The following is a 15302-nucleotide window of genomic DNA, read 5'->3' on the forward strand; positions in this document are numbered from 1 at the left end:
ACTTCTTTTTTTACCAGCTTTTTTGTTGCTTTGTTTTTAACTTGTTTCCTCTCGTATGTAATCCTTTGTTGGAAAACCGGGTAACAAACTCATTCTCTTCAACAGGAAGGTATTTTTTCTTTTTATCGACGACAAAACCAACATACCATTTACCTTTGACACACTTCGTATCCCAGTTTTGGTTGTTGATGCTGATAGGGACTCGTGATTTAAAGGTCGGAACCTTTTTAGCAAGTCCTTGTCTATAATCTGCAACAGCCTTTTTAGCTTTGCGAATGGCTTCATTTTTAATAGAGGAATTGAGTTCAGCTCCTACATTGGAAGTAGAAAGGGATTCTCCATTCAAAATACGTGAAATACACAAATTAATACAAGCTGCATATTTCTGTTGGGCAAGAATCCATTCTTTATGTTTAGCTTTGTTTTTTAAAAAATCAAAAAGTAAGTATGTATAATAACAAATCCAGTGGCAATATAATACAGATAATTTCTTCTCCACATATATATGTTAATCAACCCTCTCATTCATACATAACAGAACGGAATATTTCACAAACTTGTACTATCTCTTACTCTCGGAATCAGGAAGGTGAAGGTTCTTGAACGATGTGCCGGTTTCCTTTAAGCGGGAATGGATTGATGGACTCGAGCAGCGACTATGTGAGGACGGACCCTGGCACCATCCTGAAATATATAAGCTTGCCTGGGAAGCTGAACAGGCAACTGCAATCGGCAACTTCGATGAACTACAGTGTTTGCGTCATCTTCCAAAACTTGACCCCCTTCCCCATCAAATTGATACTGCCAGACGTGTCATTCAGGAGATGCATGGGCGAGCACTGTTAGCAGACGAGGTAGGTTTAGGGAAAACAATTGAGGCCGGATTGATTTTAAAAGAATACATGATCAGAGGCCTCGTAAAAAAAGTATTAATTCTGGTCCCTGCATCGCTTGTCGTCCAATGGGTACGCGAACTAAACTCCAAATTTTCTATTCCGGCTGTTGCCCAAAAAAAAGAATATATGTGGACGCAGTACGACTGTGTCGTCGCATCCGTTGATACAGCGAAACGCCCCCCGCACAGAGAGATTATCCTAAATCAGGATTACGACCTGGTTATTGTAGATGAGGCACATAAATTAAAGAATAAAAAAACAAGAAATTATCAGTTCATACAAGAAGTCAAAAAGAAATATTGCCTACTACTGACGGCCACCCCTGTACAAAACGAAATAAATGAACTGTACAACCTGATTACTATCTTAAAGCCAGGACATCTTGGACGTTCGGATGATTTTCACCAAGCGTACGCCAAGGGTAAGCGGGAAGTAAAAAACGGAGAAAACTTAAAAAAGGAACTTAAAAAAATAATGGTCCGCAACCGACGCGCGGATGGTTCTGTCACTTTCACTGAACGTCATGTTATAACGGTCCCTGTTGAGCTTTCTCCGTCCGAACGCCAATTATACGAGGAAGTAACAAGCTTTATTCGTGAAGAATACCATGCAGGCTATTTTAAAAACCCACTTTCGCTCATAACGCTTCAGCGTGAAATTTGCTCAAGCCGGCATGCTGCTTTTACAACGCTTGGCAATATGTACGACAGGGCCCCCGAGGATTCACCTATACGAGCAAGAATTGATGAAATCCTTAATATGATAAGGAAAATCGAAACACATTCCAAAGCCGAGAAAATGATGGAAATCATTAAAGAGTCAAATGATAAAGCAATCATTTTCACCGAATATCGTGCCACTCAAGAATATCTGCAATACATCCTGGCCCAGCATGGAATTACATCCGTCCTCTTTCGCGGCGGGTTTAAACGAGGCAAAAAAGACTGGATGAGCCAATTGTTTGAACAAAGAGCACAGATTTTGATCGCGACAGAAGCTGGCGGTGAAGGGATAAATCTCCAATTCTGCAACCGGCTGATTAATTTTGATATGCCATGGAATCCGATGCGGGTCGAACAGCGCATTGGGCGCGTTCACCGGTTGGGACAAAAACGCGATGTATTTATCTATAATCTTTCAACGATCAATACGATTGAAGAACAGATTCTACGGCTTCTTTATGAAAAAATTAACCTGTTTGAAATGGTCATTGGTGAATTAGACGTCATTATTGATCGCCTCCAGTTTAATGGATCCATCGAACAGAATCTTATCGAGATTGTACTTGGCTCCGAAAGCGAAGGAGAATTGAGGATTAAAATGGACAATCTCGGGGAAGTAATTCGCGGGGAACGGAAAAATATCAAAGCTAAAAATTCAATCCCCGTCTCCATTTCAGATGAGGTGCTGCCATGAAGCAGGAACAGGTAAGGGCTTTTCTAGAACGCTACCTTGATGCACATAAAGCGGTTTATACGGAGGTTCACCCATCTTATTTTAAAGTACGGCTACCAATAGAAGTAGATAAAGATTTGGGAAACCGCCCCTTTTACTGGACTTATGTTGAAAGGCTAAACATCGAGCCGCAGCCGATGTTTATGACCCTCATTTTTGATAAGGAGAACCTTCCGGATGACGTGGTCCGCGGGGAGGAAATATCTTTTGGTTCCCCGCGGCTGCTGCAGTTTTTCTCTTCGGCCCGCAAACGCGGCCAATATGTACGCCTTTTTGAGCGCCCCGGCGAAAAAGCGGAGCGAGCCGGCTTGATTCCCTGGCTAAATGTGAATTACAAAATATCCTTTATTTGCGACAGAAAAAAGGATATTCTCTTGTCGTTAGGGATCAACATGATCAATGGAACCATCTTTGATCAGTTCTTCAGCAAAATGGAAAACTACAATCTCAGCCCGGTTATGGCTGATTACACATTCACAGTCCGCCCTGTCTATGGCATTAAATCTGCTGCAAACCGGTTAGAGCAGTATGTTTCAGAAATTATCCAGCGTGAAGATCCTGCATGGGCTGTTGACGCAAGACAGCGCCTTAACGAAGAGCTATCCATTATTGAATACTTCTATACGAAAAAAGATACGGATGAAGAAGATGCTCCGGATTATAGCCAGAAACGAATAGACGAACTGCGCTGGCAGCACGAACCGCGCATCGAAGTGGACATCATCAATGGCGGCTTATTTTATCTGTTAGAACCCCAAGGAAATCCATTAAATCAAACAAGTAATCGCAATGCACATTTGCATTAAAAAACAAGGAGAAGCAGCATCAACGCTCCTTCTCCTTATCGATGAGTTATTTGATTCTCCTGCCAACCAACAAACGCACCGCAAGTGGAAGCATCCCAAACCAGCGGTAGCTCCACGGTTCTTTTTGCTTTTTAACTCTTTGTTCCTTGGGCGTTTCTACGTAACGGACAAACCTTTCCGTTAAATAACGAACGTAATCCTGGGATGACGACATATGGCTTACCCCTTTTTGTTTTATGCTATACTCTTAGCTTGCCCGGGAAATTTAAAATCTAATCTCGTTGCGTAAACTCTGCCGGATTTGCTCTGCCGACTATTTTATGTCCTCCCAGCTGGTGATCTTGCCTGTTTTTGTATTTACGTTTATCACAAACGCCGCTGCATAATAAGGCGGGAGTAGAGCACTCGATTTAAGTGCCACTTGATCCCCAATACGCCCTATGACCTCCACCTTAACTGAACTCCCATCTATCTGATACATAAAAATTGAGGTAGCGGTATTGCCGCCAATTTGTTCGCACGCATTGTATATGCCTCCTTCTGCTGCATAATAGGCCTTGGTCCGCCAAACATCATTGTTAGCAACATCCCGTATGGATAGTAGATAGGAAACCGCGTATACAACCACCATTAATAAAACCGTCGTATAAAATTGGACAAGGAGCAGAGACGATCCCTTCTGGTTTACTTTGTTCATTCGTTTATCCGGGATGCAAGAAAAATACTTCCCTGCCACTGTACATGGTTGCGTTCGAGCGTAACAAGTACGCTTGCTCCATTTTTATTTGTATCAAATGTTACTGACCGTACAAAGGTCAGCATCACCACAAACCCTTCCGAGCCAAGCTGCCTTCTTATTTTAGAGCCCCAGATTTCGTATGTAATCATGTTATTGGCATAATCCCAGAAATACATCTTTGACGATGTATGGCCAAAACCGTGGCCCTTATGAATTTCTCCCTCTATATAGGAAAAAAAAGCCCGCCCTTCCGCCTCTAGCAGAGCCACATCCTTCACCCGCTGCGTGTACTTCACCGTTTGGATATAACTTGTTAGCAAGAGGATGGCAAGCAGGGCCGTAATCATAGAAGAAACAAGTACCTCAACAAGCGTGAACCCGGATTCAGCTGATAAAATCCGGCCACGGCCGCTTTTGGTGTATACCGATAGGCCGTGAGCGTAATGGATTTTCCTGTGCCATTGACTTTCCATGCAATTGTCACCTCACACCGATCAATTATTTCTGACACTGATGACACACCCATCGTAATGGTATACACCATCCCACTTATTTGCTCTTGGGCCGTTGAAGTTGCAAAATCTCCGCTGGTTACTTTCCATTGTTCAATGGTTGACTTTGCTAGCAAATAGGCCGTTGTCTGGCAAGTGCTGTCCGCGGTCTTTTGTTTCAAAACCTGGAGTGTTGATTCAACCGCCGCCATCGCACCTACCATAAGAAAAAGAGCAAACACCACTTCAAGATAGGCAAAGCCGCACTCTCTCATGGACATCCTCCCTGTTTGTTCCTTTACTCAATAATAAATCTCCCCCCGGCCATATAAAGGGTGAGCGTTGTTGTATGCATATCCGGGTCAAGCAGGGTGATCCGCCCGGCTTTGGTGATATGCCCCTGGGCGGTGAATGCAAAAGTGCCATCTGTAAACGAATAAAACAGGCTATAACCGGGCGGAACCTTCTCTTCTTTAGCAACACCTGGACGAAAGAAATACATCTGGTAGGTCCCCCTGCTGGCGTTTAATACAACCTTCACTGGGACAGCCCGTGCCTTGGCGTAGCTAGCGGCACTGTATAGATTCAAAGTTAATTGATCTATATACTGACGGGTAACAACTCTTGCATACGCGTGTCTCACATCCGGAAGCACCATTATTATAAGAAGGCTCATAATAACAAGGCATGTTACCACTTCAATGAGGGTAAATCCTCCCTCTCCATGTGCCTGCCCTCTTCCATTAGTTATGAACACTGCAGCTTACCTCCATGGTTGAACCATCCGTGGACTTCTTGACTGTGTATGTGCCATTAGATGGGCACTTCGGAATGGATTGTAAATAATGCCGTTCTACCAGCGTGGTAAGTGCTGTCGTTTCATCCGGATATTGGTTTCCATTGTCTATGTAATAGGATTCAAGCGCAGTTGAAATTAGCCTCTGGTTTACTTTGCAGCCCCTGTCCTGCGCCTTCGCAACGGTTCCTTTATAATCCGGGAGTGCCAGTGCCAGAAAAATCCCTATGATAGCAATTACAATGAGCATTTCGATCAAGGTAAAGCCCTTTTCCCGTTTTACATGCTTTAACATGCCTTTCATGATTTCGCTTCCTTTCCTATTCATTCAAAGAATTAACCATATGGAGCACCGGAAGAAAAAACGACAGCACCACCACAAGCACAAGCGAACCAATCGTGAGAAGGAGCAAAGGCTCCAGCAGCCGAATCAGCCTTTCTATCTTTCTTTTTCTTTCTTCTTCCGCCTGCTGGCTGTAAAAGATTAAGCACTGGCCCACCTGCCCGCCCTCCTCACCTAGTTCCGTATATTTAACGATTTCCCATGTGAAAAAAGAGGCACTGGCTTTAAGCATCCGGCTCAGCGGCTCTCCCTCCCGCAAACCCTGTTCACACCGAGCCATTAACTGGCGATACAAGGGCCAGGGGGCCATGTGCTGGAACAGCAGGCATATATCCAGAATAGAAATGCCAGCCTCCAGCAGAAGCCCGGCCTGCATGGAGAAGTAATGGCTGTATTTGATTTTCATCCATTGTGAGCTATAAGGCAGATAAAAAAGGACAGAAGAAACGGCAAGGGCAAACTTCTTCATTTTGTGAAACAGGGCTATAAGCCCCACAGCACAAATCAGCAGGCACACAAGAGATAAGCCATAGGAAGATAGGAACGAAAAAACACGAATCACAATGCGTGTTATTAGAGGAAGTGCAATATTCAGGGTGCTGTACATTTCCCCTATCTGAGGAAGAATGAAATCAAACAAAAACCATAAAGATGCCAAAGACAAACATAACAAAACGAACGGATAAACAATTAATTGCGAAATTTTCTGTTTCCACTCCGCCCTCTCCCTGTAGTACCGGGAGGCAAAAGAGAAACTAGAGGCATATTCCCCATGCTGCTCTCCTGCCACAAGCAGTGAAACAAACAGAGGGGGGACAGTCATATAACCCATCGCACGAGACAGCGCCTGTCCCTCCTCCAACTGTGATCGAACCACCAATAACTGACGCCTTTCTTTGCCGGAAAAATGCTCGGTTGTCAAAGAGAGGCTTTCAAGCAGCGGGATCCCAGCTTCAAGCAGGTAGGACAGATGGTGGCTGAGCCGCGGCAGGTTGTGATCAGACCAGGGAATTTTTACGTTCATATGCTGTATAAAGCTGAAATTCATGGGTTTCAGCCACTCCCTGTATAATTTTTTCTTCGAGAAGCGAAGACAACGGGCAAAAGCCATTGGATATGACGTAATTGCGCATCTCATCAACTGGGCTTCGGTTTAAAATATAGGGATGGAGATCCTCCTCTATTTTTAATACTTCATAAATCCCGGTTCGCCCGGCGAAACCCGTTCCTCCACATTCCTTGCAGCCTGTACTCCTTCTGTAGCAGGCAGGGCAGACCCTGCGAATTAAACGCTGGGCAATCACCCCCTTTATAGCTGAACTAACAAGATAAGGTTCAATTCCCATGTCAAGCAGCCGAACAATCGTGCTCAATGTGTCCTGCGTGTGAATCGTAGAGATGATTAAGTGGCCTGTTAGTGCTGCCCGCACTGCCACTTCAGCGGTCTGCTTGTCCCGAATTTCTCCGACGAGAATGACATCCGGGTCCTGGCGAAGTACAGCCCGCAAGCCTTCGTGAAAGGACAAACCGGAGCGCGGGTGTATCTGCACCTGATTGACGCCTGCAATCCTATATTCAACCGGCTGTTCAAGAGACACCACATTCCGCCCTTCCCGCTGCAGTTCATGCAACATCGCATACATCGTTGTGGTTTTTCCGCATCCTGTAGGTCCAGCAATCAAGATCATTCCTTGTGACTGCAGAAGCATTTCTTTAACAGCCCTGCAATGAAAGGGTTCCATACCTAATGAACCAAGCGACTGAAAACGAGTGTGATGCGGCAAAAGCCGCATGACAATTTTCTCGCCGTAAATAGTCGGAAGGGTAGCCGTTCTAATATCGATGGCCTCTTTGCCATCATCCTGCTCCTTAAAAAAGGAGAAGCCTCCATCCTGGGGCAGGCGCCTCTCGCCAATATCCATGCCGCTCAAAAGCTTCAGCCGGGAAACAAGCGGCGGGCCCCATACCTCCTCTTTCCATTCCATTTCCTGCAGTACCCCATTCATCCGAAACCGGATTTGCACACCGTCGAGAATGGGCTCAATATGGATATCGCTTGCTCCGAGCTGCAGTCCTCTTTCGATTAATTCCTGTACATACGTGCTTACATCGGTCATATGGATCATCTCCTTTTCCATATTATACCACATTACAAATTATTTGTAATTATTTCCCATTCAATTGCATCAAAAAAGCTCTCCCGGCAACCCGGAAGAGCTTTCAACATGCTATTTATTTATTTTACAATGAGTACCGGACATTCCGAAACTTGCGACACCCGATGACTGACGCTGCCAAGCATCATTTCTTTAAACGTGCCTAGGCCCCTGCTGCCCATAACTATAAGCTGCATATGATTTTCTTTAGAAAAGTCGAGAATAACGCTCGCCGGATCTCCGGTAATGACATGTGCCTCGGCTGTGAGTCCGGCCTTATGAACCCTTTCTTTCGCTATATCTAGAAGTTCCTCCCCTTCTTTACGAAGAGCAGCTGTGAAATCCTCATCATATTCGCGCGTAATGAATGCCATCTCTCCCATAACATAAGGTGGAATGACGATCTCTTTCACGACGTGCAGAAGGGATAATGAAGCACTCCGTCCCTTACCCAATTCAATCGCAGCGTCTAATGCCTTTTGGCTAAGTATCGATCCATCAATGGCTACAACTATTTTATCAAACACAATCTCTTTCCCCCAATTCGAGATATTTTGACACTTTTATTGTACGCCAATAGTTGGAAGATAAAAAGATTTGTAAGCTATTTAATATGACAATATTGTGTTAATCAGGTAACTGGACCAACCTGCACACTTCTTGTGCGGCCGGGCCCACCTGAAAATGCGGCCATTTACCGTTATGGTACACCTGCATAGCGGCCTGTACGACCAGGGGATGAAACTGGGTTCCACTGCAGTACAGAAGTTCAGCCATACCTTCTTCAATAGTTTTTGGCTCGTTGTAGCTTCGAGTCGTGGTCATCGCATCGAAGGAGTCGGCGACGTGTACCAGAGAGGCAAGAAAGGGAATCTCATCGCCTTTGAGTCCGCAGGGATAGCCTTTCCCATCGAAATGTTCATGGTGATAGAGGATAATATCGCGGACACCGGCAAGCTTGCTCATATTGCCTACAATTCGGGCGCCTTCATCAGGGTGGGTAAGCAGTTGGCTCCACTCATCCCGGGTTAACTTACCTGTCTTGTTGAGCACGCTTGATGGAATATGAATCTTTCCGATATCATGCAGCAACGCTCCATACGTAAGCGTAAACATTTCTTCCTCACTTAATTGTAATTCCTTCCCTATGGCCAGCGAATAGGCTTTCACGCGAGTTGAGTGCCCCAGTGTGTAAGCATCCTTGCTTCCGATAGCTTTAGCCAGACTTGTAACAAGCTCATCCAGCACTATCTGTTCTTCCGCTTTGATTTGGCGGAAATGGGCAATCAGCAGATCTGCTAGAAACCCAAACAATGGCAGGAGAATAAGGTGAGACAATGCGCGCGTGGTTGTTTCGAAAGTTTCGCTCCAGTACCAGTTCCAGCTCATATCAAAAACAACAAGTGCTGCCAGAGCCGCGACCGAATACAACAGGCCTACCTTCTTTGTGTCGTAGAGGCCGACAGAAGCAATCCCTAAATAGATGAGTATCAAATAAGGACTCTCTGCTACACCACCTGTTATCGCTATGTAAGCCAAAACAAAAATAAAGTCAAAAATCCGCAATACCCGTTCATTCGATGCCAAAAACGCTTCCGTTGCTCTTTTTTTCCAGCTATACACGGCAATTGCAATGATCCATCCGAGCCCTGTTAGCGCCCAAAATATAAGGGGAGCCCAGGGATCAGCTGTGTGAATAAAAAAATACGTGGCGGTTATGACAGTTAATGAAGCGAAGCGGAGTTTACTTTTGATGTGGTTTTGCATGCCCACCATCCTTTTTTGAACACTTCGCACTTTTCAACTATTATAGCATGTAATATACAAAAAAGAATCAGAGAGACAATGCTGATCTCTCTGATTAGAAGATAAACAACTGCGATATGTAGAACACAGCAATGTCTAAAAAGCGTCCTATTTGGCTCTGCCTGGCGATCCTCGTTCTGGAGCCGTTACACTTCCGCTGGGAGTTCTCCCTTAATAATCGATATAATCTGCTGTTCTTCCATCTTATAATCGATTTCTTTTGCTTTGTCAGGTTTGGCGTTATCGTAGACCGTTGGTATTTCGTGACGATGGGATCGTTCTACGCGCGTTACAAAATCTAGGCGGGAAATACGCTCAATTGTTTGGTCAATTGTATCCGCCGGAACATACATCGTTATATAATTAAGCCGCCGTGATATGAAGTGTACATTTCCGAATTTCCGAAGGTTGCGGGCTGACTTAATGTTTTTTACGAAGACAGCTATTCCTAGACGATGTTCTCTCATGGTAAATTCTCCTTCTCGTCTGTTCCTATGAATCGTATCATCCTTTGTTGAAGCCTGCAAGGGTTTGTGTAATAGTAGAATAGCGAAAGATTTTTAAGGCGGGAGTGTATGTGTAATGGAAGAATTGTTTGATTCGATTTGTCACACCCTGACACATTCTTCTTTGTTCAGTGGCGCTCGCTACCAAAAAATTGCCGGCGCCCACTTTTTATACCTCGATGGCTCAGAGATTTATCTGGCTGATATAAATGACGCCATCGAAAAAACAGGCCGCCTGATTGTGCAGGCGGCCCATTCGTATACAGCCAGCTCCTGGGTAATCATCCCGCACTTCGTTCGTATGCAGAATACCCGAATCGTTTTCCGCTGTGAGGTATCATTATTAAACGATACACCCCTCTGCTGCGGACGTGGCTGTCAAAATTGCGTGCTTAACCGTTAAGCCTTCTTCGTGCTGCATCCACAGCTTCCGCCTGTGCCGCAGCCACCACCGCAGCCGCCTGCCATTTCATAAAGCGGGTTATTGCTTGGAACTTTAATTTTATCGGAAACCGCATCTGCAATCGTTCGGCTTACGCGGTAGAGTAGTTCATCCAGGTTGTTCTCAGCCTTCTTAAAAAATGAAATAGATTCAAGCTTCTCAAGTTCACGCTTCTCTTTGCGGATTTCAGCTGAAACCCGGCTATAATCAGGGTGATACTTACCAAACCGCTGAACCTCTTCATGCAGCTCCTTCAATTTATTGAAAGATGTAACTTTTGTGCTTGCCACCGGATCGCTCTGCATTCTGCTGCGAGAGACGAGGTAATCTTGCATTTCTTGTGAATGCAAAAGATTTTTCCCAATCTCATAGGCACGATTGATCAGCTCATTCCGATCCAGAGCAGCTGGAATAGCTGTGTTACTTGACATAATCTCACCTCGTTACCTATTGTATCATGAGCCCGCTCTTTATTCAAAGAGAAGGTCCTTGGGGAGAAGCAACTGGATGCGGCCGATATCAGCGAACGGAATAGTTATGCGGCGGCTTTCATGCGCTGCAATAATCGCAGGCAGCCCGTTGTGCTGCGTATGCTCCTCAACGGTTACGGTCAGCTTCTCACCTGCATACTCCATTGATACTGGTATCGCGATGGCAATAGCGGCCTCAAGCAAAGAACGAAGTGTGGATCCATGATATTTTTGCCAGTTTTTGTACCAAATCGACGGAATGCTTTTAAGTTCAGGCAGCGCATCTGCCAGATTTGGAAACACCGATTCCACTTTGTAATCGGTGCCTGCTATTTCTTTTTTTCCAGGCGTGCGCTGAACAGGTTTTGCCTGATCTCCACCCGAATAATTCTCGCGAAGCGGTACGCCCCACTTCTCCATTGCCTCTGTCAAGAGAGGCATCGCAGCGCTATCCACCAGGAATTCCTGCCCGCTTATTTTCCTTCTAATAGCAGGAGAAAGGACAGGGTCCATTTCTATCTGGTTAGCTGTTTCCAGGTTAGGACAGGTAATCCATACAACCGGCTCCCAAGAAGCAGTCTGGTGCAATCGTGCCCAATCTCTTATCTGCTGGTAAACATTCTCTGGAACATCCCCGCTATGGATGCCGCTTAAGGTGAGGAGGATATCTTCAACTGCTGCCCCATGATTCCCAATAAAGGATTGAACCGATCGCCGCGTTAGCTGGAAGATCCATACTTCCTGCCTTTCCGCTAAATGGCTGAAAGCACCCGTACCCCAACGTACTTCGTAGGGTGCGTGCGGAAGCAAGAGTACCTCAAAAGTTGGCTGCACATACCCATATCCTGTATTCCCTGTATATTCGGCTTCGCCTTCCAATGGGATGCTGCGGGGGATATCACTTTGCAAGTATTTCATATGAACACCCCGACTTGTCTCTACCAGGGAAACAAAGCCAAACATGGCCAACAGTGGAACGACCTCTTCGGTAAATTTGCGGCCGGCCGCCAGGACCGCTTCCCTTTTTTCATCGACCGCATCCAGTAATCTGCCAACATGCGGAATCCGTTGTGTCCATTGCTTGCAAACAGCCTCCATGCATACCCATTGCTCCAGATGGGACTCTAACCATTCAAATATTATGGGATAGAGCGGATGCTGCGTTTCTATCATTCTCTTTACTGTGGGATATAACCTGGCCTGGACGGTGCTGGCATCCCCGACAAACAGCTGTGCGCTCGCTTTTTCATTTACAATCAGTTCCTCCTGCCCCCGTTCACCCGGAATAAGCAGCTGCATCTCTTTTAGAAGTTCAAGAAAGAAAACATAGATGGCCGTGCCATCCTCCTGGCCAGCAGGATAAAACATATGAAATGCTTCCTCTTCATAGGTAAGAAAATCACACCATTCCCGCCGCAGCCGTACACCGGGAAGGCCCCGTTTAGTCAGGGAAACCGGCTGGGTTCGATGCGCCTGCAGCAAAGAAAATAGCACATCGCACAGGAGAACAGATGGGTTTGTTGCTTCCAACCCCTCTGCGCTTGTATCGCTATGATTGTCGCCAAGCAAATATACACGCCAAATCTTTTGCAGGTCATATGGCATGATATAGGCAAGTTCTCCCCAGAGGCGTCTAAGTGTATAAACCAGCCCCTTGCGGCGAAGGCCGGTAAGCCCGCTGATAATACAGTAGGGAGCGGTTCGGGACCACATTTCAAGCTGACGGTATGTAACCATATCATGTCCAACGCCAAAAATAAAAAAAGCCAGCACAATTTTTTCGCTATCGGTAAGTTTTTTTGCCTGCTGGGCGACCATTTTTTCATTTAGAAGGTATTGGAGAAGTATTTTGTCTTCCCCTTCCTCCTGCCTAGTATCCCCATTTAAAAAGCCATTTTCATCAAGAATGCTGCGGGCAATACGCCCATTTATTTGTTCAATGACATCTTTAAGATTCATAATCAACTCCATCTGGCTTGCTAACCTTATTGTAACCTAACGGAATTCGAAGCATCCACCCTCTCCTATCAGTGTACCATACTCGTTGGTTAACCCTGGCTGCGGGGAGGAGATTTTCATCGAATGGGGAAATAAAAGACAGACCCACCAGCAAAGGAGCCATATAACATGGAACAATATAAAGAAGCACTAGCCGAGTTTGTGTCAGATATTTTGGAAAACGGAACAGACGACGAGCAACAGATCCTCTTTCTGGCCAGACAGGCGATAGAGTACAAGCGCGCTCAGAAAGCCGCCTACCTTACAGGTTTTCTCGGGCTGCAGGGAGAATACCTTGAAGATGGGACCTACCGGTTCGAAGTTCCGATTACAGCCTTTATGTACAATCGCCTAAAAATCGTACACGGCGGGATTTCGGCAACGATCGCAGATTATACAATGGGGGCTCTCGCCAATCATGTAAGTGGCAAACCATGTGTCACGAGCGAAATGAAGATAAACTATCTATCTCCGGGAACAGGGGAAAAGCTGTTGTCAACCGCGTCCCTGCTACGCAAGGGCAGCCATATGTGTGTGTGCGAATGCAAAATTTACAATGAGAGGGCAGAGCTTGTTTTAGCTGCCAGCGGAACCTTTTTTTACGTCGAAGGGTAAAATGTACGCATCCTCCCTGCCCGCATATTGTAGAAGAGAACGGGGAATACAGAGACAAAAAGAAGGCAACGGCGGCGCATACAACCGTTAACTTCTTTTTGCCCTTTAATTGTCCTTTAATTAAAGGAGTTAAATAACCAGACAATCACCAGGATTATAATTATAATCGCAAAGATTTCCTCAGTATCCCCATTAAAGAAACCCACGCGTTTTTCCTCCTTTCCGGTCGCTCTTGAATCATTCTATGTAGCCCGGACACTTGATGCAAGGAAAAACAACGGCTAAATTTGGTAGGCCCTGCTGCCTCCATTCAAAAAAAGCTTGACCGTTTTCTCACATTCGGCAACAAGGATCTTATTCATATAACGGTGGGTGTAGGTAAAGCCGCGAAAGTGTGCCGTGACAACCCTCGCGTGCGCTTCCTGCCTTTCTTCAAGAATGCGGCCGCCTATATCCCTCATTCTGAGGCGTACCTGGCGCAGCGCCTGTTCGATGGGCGCCTCAGCTTCTGAAAGAGCGGAGAGGTACCCTCGCATAAGCCGGGGAGCCGCATGCTCTATGATTTGCCTGTCACCCGGCAGCACACGCAAAATAAGCGTGTATACCACATGCCGCTTAACCAACAAAGAAAATTCCTCATACTCCGCCGGATACTGCAGCATTTGCCTCACCTCTTTCTGCAATCCAATATAACGGAACACACGTTCGATTATACGACAAAAAAAGCTCTACCTGCAAGAAGGTAGAGTCTGTAAGATTATTGAAAATGATTGGGCTCCTGGAGGTGCATCCCAAGTGTCTCGGAGAGCTCCGCAACGACAAAGCCTGCCTCATCGGACGTTTCCCTATTTCTGGAAAGATCAGCAAGTGCAACCATTCCGACGAGCTTATCATTTTCGATGACCGGCAACCGTTTAATTTGCTCTTTGGCCATAACCTGGCTAGCTTCATCAACTGTCATATCCGGCCTGCCTGTGATCAGGCGCTTGCTCATAATCTCGCCAATGGCGGAAGAATTGGGCTTCTTCTCCGCAACCCCTCGAACCACAATATCGCGATCCGTTAACAGTCCAATACAGCGGCGGTCTTCATCCACTACAGGGATGATCCCCACGTCGCTTTCTTTCATTTTAACAGCGGCTTCATAGACGTTATCCTTTAACATTACCGTTTCTACAGATGTGGTCATGATATCGCGCAGCTTTTTCGGCATGACTGCTATCCCTCCTGTTTTGCATGTATGCATAATATCCCCAGGTGCGGATATATGCATGCATCGCATTCGGAGATTGTTGCCAGCATGAAAGAGGCTGCCGATAGACGGCAGCCTTTTAAACCCGTTTGATTTATTTAACCCGATTCACTTCGGGAAGATGTTCCTTCTCTTCTCTTGGAAATTCCACTCCTTCTACTTTTACATTAACCTCAACCACACGGAGCCCCGTCATGGATTCAACGGCCTCTTTTACATTTTCCTGCAAGGCACGGCATGTCTCATCGATTTTCGTACCGTATAAGACGATAACGCGGAGGTCGATGGCAGCCTCAAATTCGCCAACCTCAACCTGAACGCCTTTCTGTACATTCTTTCCGCTTACCCGGCGTGCAAGCCCCTCGGTAATGCCTCCGGACATGCCGGCAATGCCGTTTGTTTCGCTTGCCGCGATGCCCGCGATAACCGCTACTACATCATCCGCTATTCGTACTACCCCATTTTCTTTTGCTTCGGCCATCGGAACTCCTCCTTGTGGTATCTATTTAATTTACATTTTATGCATTCGCA

At 45.9% G+C, this 15302-nt stretch carries 21 protein-coding genes; 4 read left to right on the forward strand and 17 right to left on the reverse strand.

The features are described 5' to 3' along the window. Positions 1-10: 10 nt before the first annotated feature. Positions 11-499, reverse strand: a complete 489-nt coding sequence (locus PP175_RS18585; RefSeq protein ID WP_272439742.1) for a hypothetical protein — start codon at positions 497-499, stop codon at positions 11-13. A 100-nt stretch (positions 500-599) separates the two neighbouring features. Between PP175_RS18585 and PP175_RS18590 the strand changes: the two genes are divergently transcribed. Next, positions 600-2312: a DEAD/DEAH box helicase gene (locus PP175_RS18590; protein WP_272439743.1), complete on the forward strand. Its 1713-nt coding sequence runs from the start codon at positions 600-602 to the stop codon at positions 2310-2312. After that, positions 2309-3157: a YqhG family protein gene (locus tag PP175_RS18595; protein ID WP_272439744.1), complete on the forward strand. Its 849-nt coding sequence runs from the start codon at positions 2309-2311 to the stop codon at positions 3155-3157. Before PP175_RS18590 ends, PP175_RS18595 begins: the two co-directional genes overlap by 4 nt. Positions 3158-3203: 46 nt before the next feature. Here PP175_RS18595 and PP175_RS18600 read toward each other — a convergent pair whose 3' ends face one another. The 11 genes from PP175_RS18600 to PP175_RS18650 form a co-directional block, all read right to left on the reverse strand. Next, complete coding sequence (locus tag PP175_RS18600; RefSeq protein ID WP_272439745.1) at positions 3204-3371, reverse strand: YqzE family protein; 168 nt, start codon at positions 3369-3371, stop codon at positions 3204-3206. A gap of 99 nt (positions 3372-3470) precedes the next feature. Beyond that, the gene (locus PP175_RS18605; protein WP_272439746.1) at positions 3471-3854 is read right to left on the reverse strand and encodes a hypothetical protein; all 384 of its coding nucleotides are present in this window, start codon (positions 3852-3854) and stop codon (positions 3471-3473) included. After that, entirely contained in the window at positions 3851-4345 is a 495-nt protein-coding gene (locus PP175_RS18610) for a ComGF family competence protein (protein ID WP_272443323.1), read from the reverse strand. Before PP175_RS18610 ends, PP175_RS18605 begins: the two co-directional genes overlap by 4 nt. After that, positions 4240-4662 (reverse strand): type IV pilus modification PilV family protein, encoded by a 423-nt coding sequence (locus tag PP175_RS18615; protein ID WP_272439747.1) that lies wholly within the window; start codon positions 4660-4662, stop codon positions 4240-4242. The genes PP175_RS18610 and PP175_RS18615 overlap by 106 nt, the downstream gene beginning before the upstream one ends. A 23-nt stretch (positions 4663-4685) precedes the next feature. Further along, positions 4686-5144, reverse strand: coding sequence for a prepilin-type N-terminal cleavage/methylation domain-containing protein (locus PP175_RS18620; RefSeq protein WP_272439748.1), 459 nt, complete (start codon positions 5142-5144; stop codon positions 4686-4688). Further along, positions 5131-5487, reverse strand: a complete 357-nt coding sequence (locus PP175_RS18625) for a competence type IV pilus major pilin ComGC (protein ID WP_272439749.1) — start codon at positions 5485-5487, stop codon at positions 5131-5133. Before PP175_RS18625 ends, PP175_RS18620 begins: the two co-directional genes overlap by 14 nt. A 16-nt stretch (positions 5488-5503) precedes the next feature. Continuing rightward, positions 5504-6574, reverse strand: a complete 1071-nt coding sequence (locus PP175_RS18630; protein WP_272439750.1) for a type II secretion system F family protein — start codon at positions 6572-6574, stop codon at positions 5504-5506. Next, positions 6525-7643 carry a GspE/PulE family protein gene (locus tag PP175_RS18635; protein WP_272439751.1) on the reverse strand — a complete coding sequence of 373 codons (1119 nt, stop codon included), beginning with the start codon at positions 7641-7643 and terminating at the stop codon, positions 6525-6527. Before PP175_RS18635 ends, PP175_RS18630 begins: the two co-directional genes overlap by 50 nt. 119 nt (positions 7644-7762) lie before the next feature. Continuing rightward, a complete protein-coding gene (locus PP175_RS18640) occupies positions 7763-8209 on the reverse strand; it encodes a universal stress protein (RefSeq protein ID WP_272439752.1) in 447 nt (148 codons plus the stop codon). Positions 8210-8309: 100 nt separating this feature from the next. Then, positions 8310-9449 carry an HD-GYP domain-containing protein gene (locus tag PP175_RS18645; protein ID WP_272439753.1) on the reverse strand — a complete coding sequence of 380 codons (1140 nt, stop codon included), beginning with the start codon at positions 9447-9449 and terminating at the stop codon, positions 8310-8312. Positions 9450-9634: 185 nt separating this feature from the next. Continuing rightward, complete coding sequence (locus tag PP175_RS18650; protein WP_272439754.1) at positions 9635-9955, reverse strand: YlbG family protein; 321 nt, start codon at positions 9953-9955, stop codon at positions 9635-9637. 115 nt (positions 9956-10070) lie between these two features. Here PP175_RS18650 and PP175_RS18655 point away from each other — a divergent pair, with 115 nt between their 5' ends. Further along, positions 10071-10397 (forward strand): hypothetical protein, encoded by a 327-nt coding sequence (locus PP175_RS18655; protein ID WP_272439755.1) that lies wholly within the window; start codon positions 10071-10073, stop codon positions 10395-10397. Here the strand turns inward: PP175_RS18655 and PP175_RS18660 are convergent. Both PP175_RS18660 and PP175_RS18665 read right to left on the reverse strand, forming a co-directional pair. Beyond that, a complete protein-coding gene (locus PP175_RS18660) occupies positions 10394-10867 on the reverse strand; it encodes a YlbF/YmcA family competence regulator (protein WP_272439756.1) in 474 nt (157 codons plus the stop codon). The two genes, PP175_RS18655 and PP175_RS18660, sit on opposite strands and share 4 nt — an antisense overlap. 39 nt (positions 10868-10906) lie before the next feature. Beyond that, a complete protein-coding gene (locus tag PP175_RS18665; RefSeq protein ID WP_272439757.1) occupies positions 10907-12865 on the reverse strand; it encodes a hypothetical protein in 1959 nt (652 codons plus the stop codon). Positions 12866-13033: 168 nt separating this feature from the next. Here PP175_RS18665 and PP175_RS18670 point away from each other — a divergent pair, with 168 nt between their 5' ends. After that, positions 13034-13519 carry a PaaI family thioesterase gene (locus tag PP175_RS18670; RefSeq protein ID WP_272439758.1) on the forward strand — a complete coding sequence of 162 codons (486 nt, stop codon included), beginning with the start codon at positions 13034-13036 and terminating at the stop codon, positions 13517-13519. A 281-nt stretch (positions 13520-13800) separates the two neighbouring features. On the opposite strand, the gene PP175_RS18675 is transcribed toward PP175_RS18670, so the two are convergent. The 3 genes from PP175_RS18675 to PP175_RS18685 form a co-directional block, all read right to left on the reverse strand. Continuing rightward, complete coding sequence (locus tag PP175_RS18675; protein ID WP_272439759.1) at positions 13801-14181, reverse strand: YhjD family protein; 381 nt, start codon at positions 14179-14181, stop codon at positions 13801-13803. Between the two features lie 95 nt (positions 14182-14276). Continuing rightward, the gene (locus PP175_RS18680; protein ID WP_272439760.1) at positions 14277-14732 is read right to left on the reverse strand and encodes a CBS domain-containing protein; all 456 of its coding nucleotides are present in this window, start codon (positions 14730-14732) and stop codon (positions 14277-14279) included. Positions 14733-14865: 133 nt separating this feature from the next. Further along, entirely contained in the window at positions 14866-15252 is a 387-nt protein-coding gene (locus PP175_RS18685) for an Asp23/Gls24 family envelope stress response protein (RefSeq protein WP_272439761.1), read from the reverse strand. Positions 15253-15302 lie beyond the last annotated feature (50 nt).

The organism is Aneurinibacillus sp. Ricciae_BoGa-3, from assembly GCF_028421645.1.
In the GTDB taxonomy this organism is placed as follows: Bacteria; Bacillota; Bacilli; order Aneurinibacillales; family Aneurinibacillaceae; genus Aneurinibacillus_B.

Coding starts and splice junctions, on each gene's coding strand:
- PP175_RS18655 (WP_272439755.1), top strand. CDS start 10,071: ATGGAAGAATTGTTTGATTCGATTTGTCACACCCTGACACATTCTTCT.
- PP175_RS18645 (WP_272439753.1), bottom strand. CDS start 9,449: ATGCAAAACCACATCAAAAGTAAACTCCGCTTCGCTTCATTAACTGTC.
- PP175_RS18670 (WP_272439758.1), top strand. CDS start 13,034: ATGGAACAATATAAAGAAGCACTAGCCGAGTTTGTGTCAGATATTTTG.
- PP175_RS18665 (WP_272439757.1), bottom strand. CDS start 12,865: ATGAATCTTAAAGATGTCATTGAACAAATAAATGGGCGTATTGCCCGC.
- PP175_RS18605 (WP_272439746.1), bottom strand. CDS start 3,854: ATGAACAAAGTAAACCAGAAGGGATCGTCTCTGCTCCTTGTCCAATTT.
- PP175_RS18625 (WP_272439749.1), bottom strand. CDS start 5,487: ATGAAAGGCATGTTAAAGCATGTAAAACGGGAAAAGGGCTTTACCTTG.
- PP175_RS18685 (WP_272439761.1), bottom strand. CDS start 15,252: ATGGCCGAAGCAAAAGAAAATGGGGTAGTACGAATAGCGGATGATGTA.
- PP175_RS18635 (WP_272439751.1), bottom strand. CDS start 7,643: ATGACCGATGTAAGCACGTATGTACAGGAATTAATCGAAAGAGGACTG.
- PP175_RS18630 (WP_272439750.1), bottom strand. CDS start 6,574: ATGAATTTCAGCTTTATACAGCATATGAACGTAAAAATTCCCTGGTCT.
- PP175_RS18600 (WP_272439745.1), bottom strand. CDS start 3,371: ATGTCGTCATCCCAGGATTACGTTCGTTATTTAACGGAAAGGTTTGTC.
- PP175_RS18650 (WP_272439754.1), bottom strand. CDS start 9,955: ATGAGAGAACATCGTCTAGGAATAGCTGTCTTCGTAAAAAACATTAAG.
- PP175_RS18595 (WP_272439744.1), top strand. CDS start 2,309: ATGAAGCAGGAACAGGTAAGGGCTTTTCTAGAACGCTACCTTGATGCA.
- PP175_RS18675 (WP_272439759.1), bottom strand. CDS start 14,181: ATGCTGCAGTATCCGGCGGAGTATGAGGAATTTTCTTTGTTGGTTAAG.
- PP175_RS18680 (WP_272439760.1), bottom strand. CDS start 14,732: ATGCCGAAAAAGCTGCGCGATATCATGACCACATCTGTAGAAACGGTA.
- PP175_RS18615 (WP_272439747.1), bottom strand. CDS start 4,662: ATGAGAGAGTGCGGCTTTGCCTATCTTGAAGTGGTGTTTGCTCTTTTT.
- PP175_RS18660 (WP_272439756.1), bottom strand. CDS start 10,867: ATGTCAAGTAACACAGCTATTCCAGCTGCTCTGGATCGGAATGAGCTG.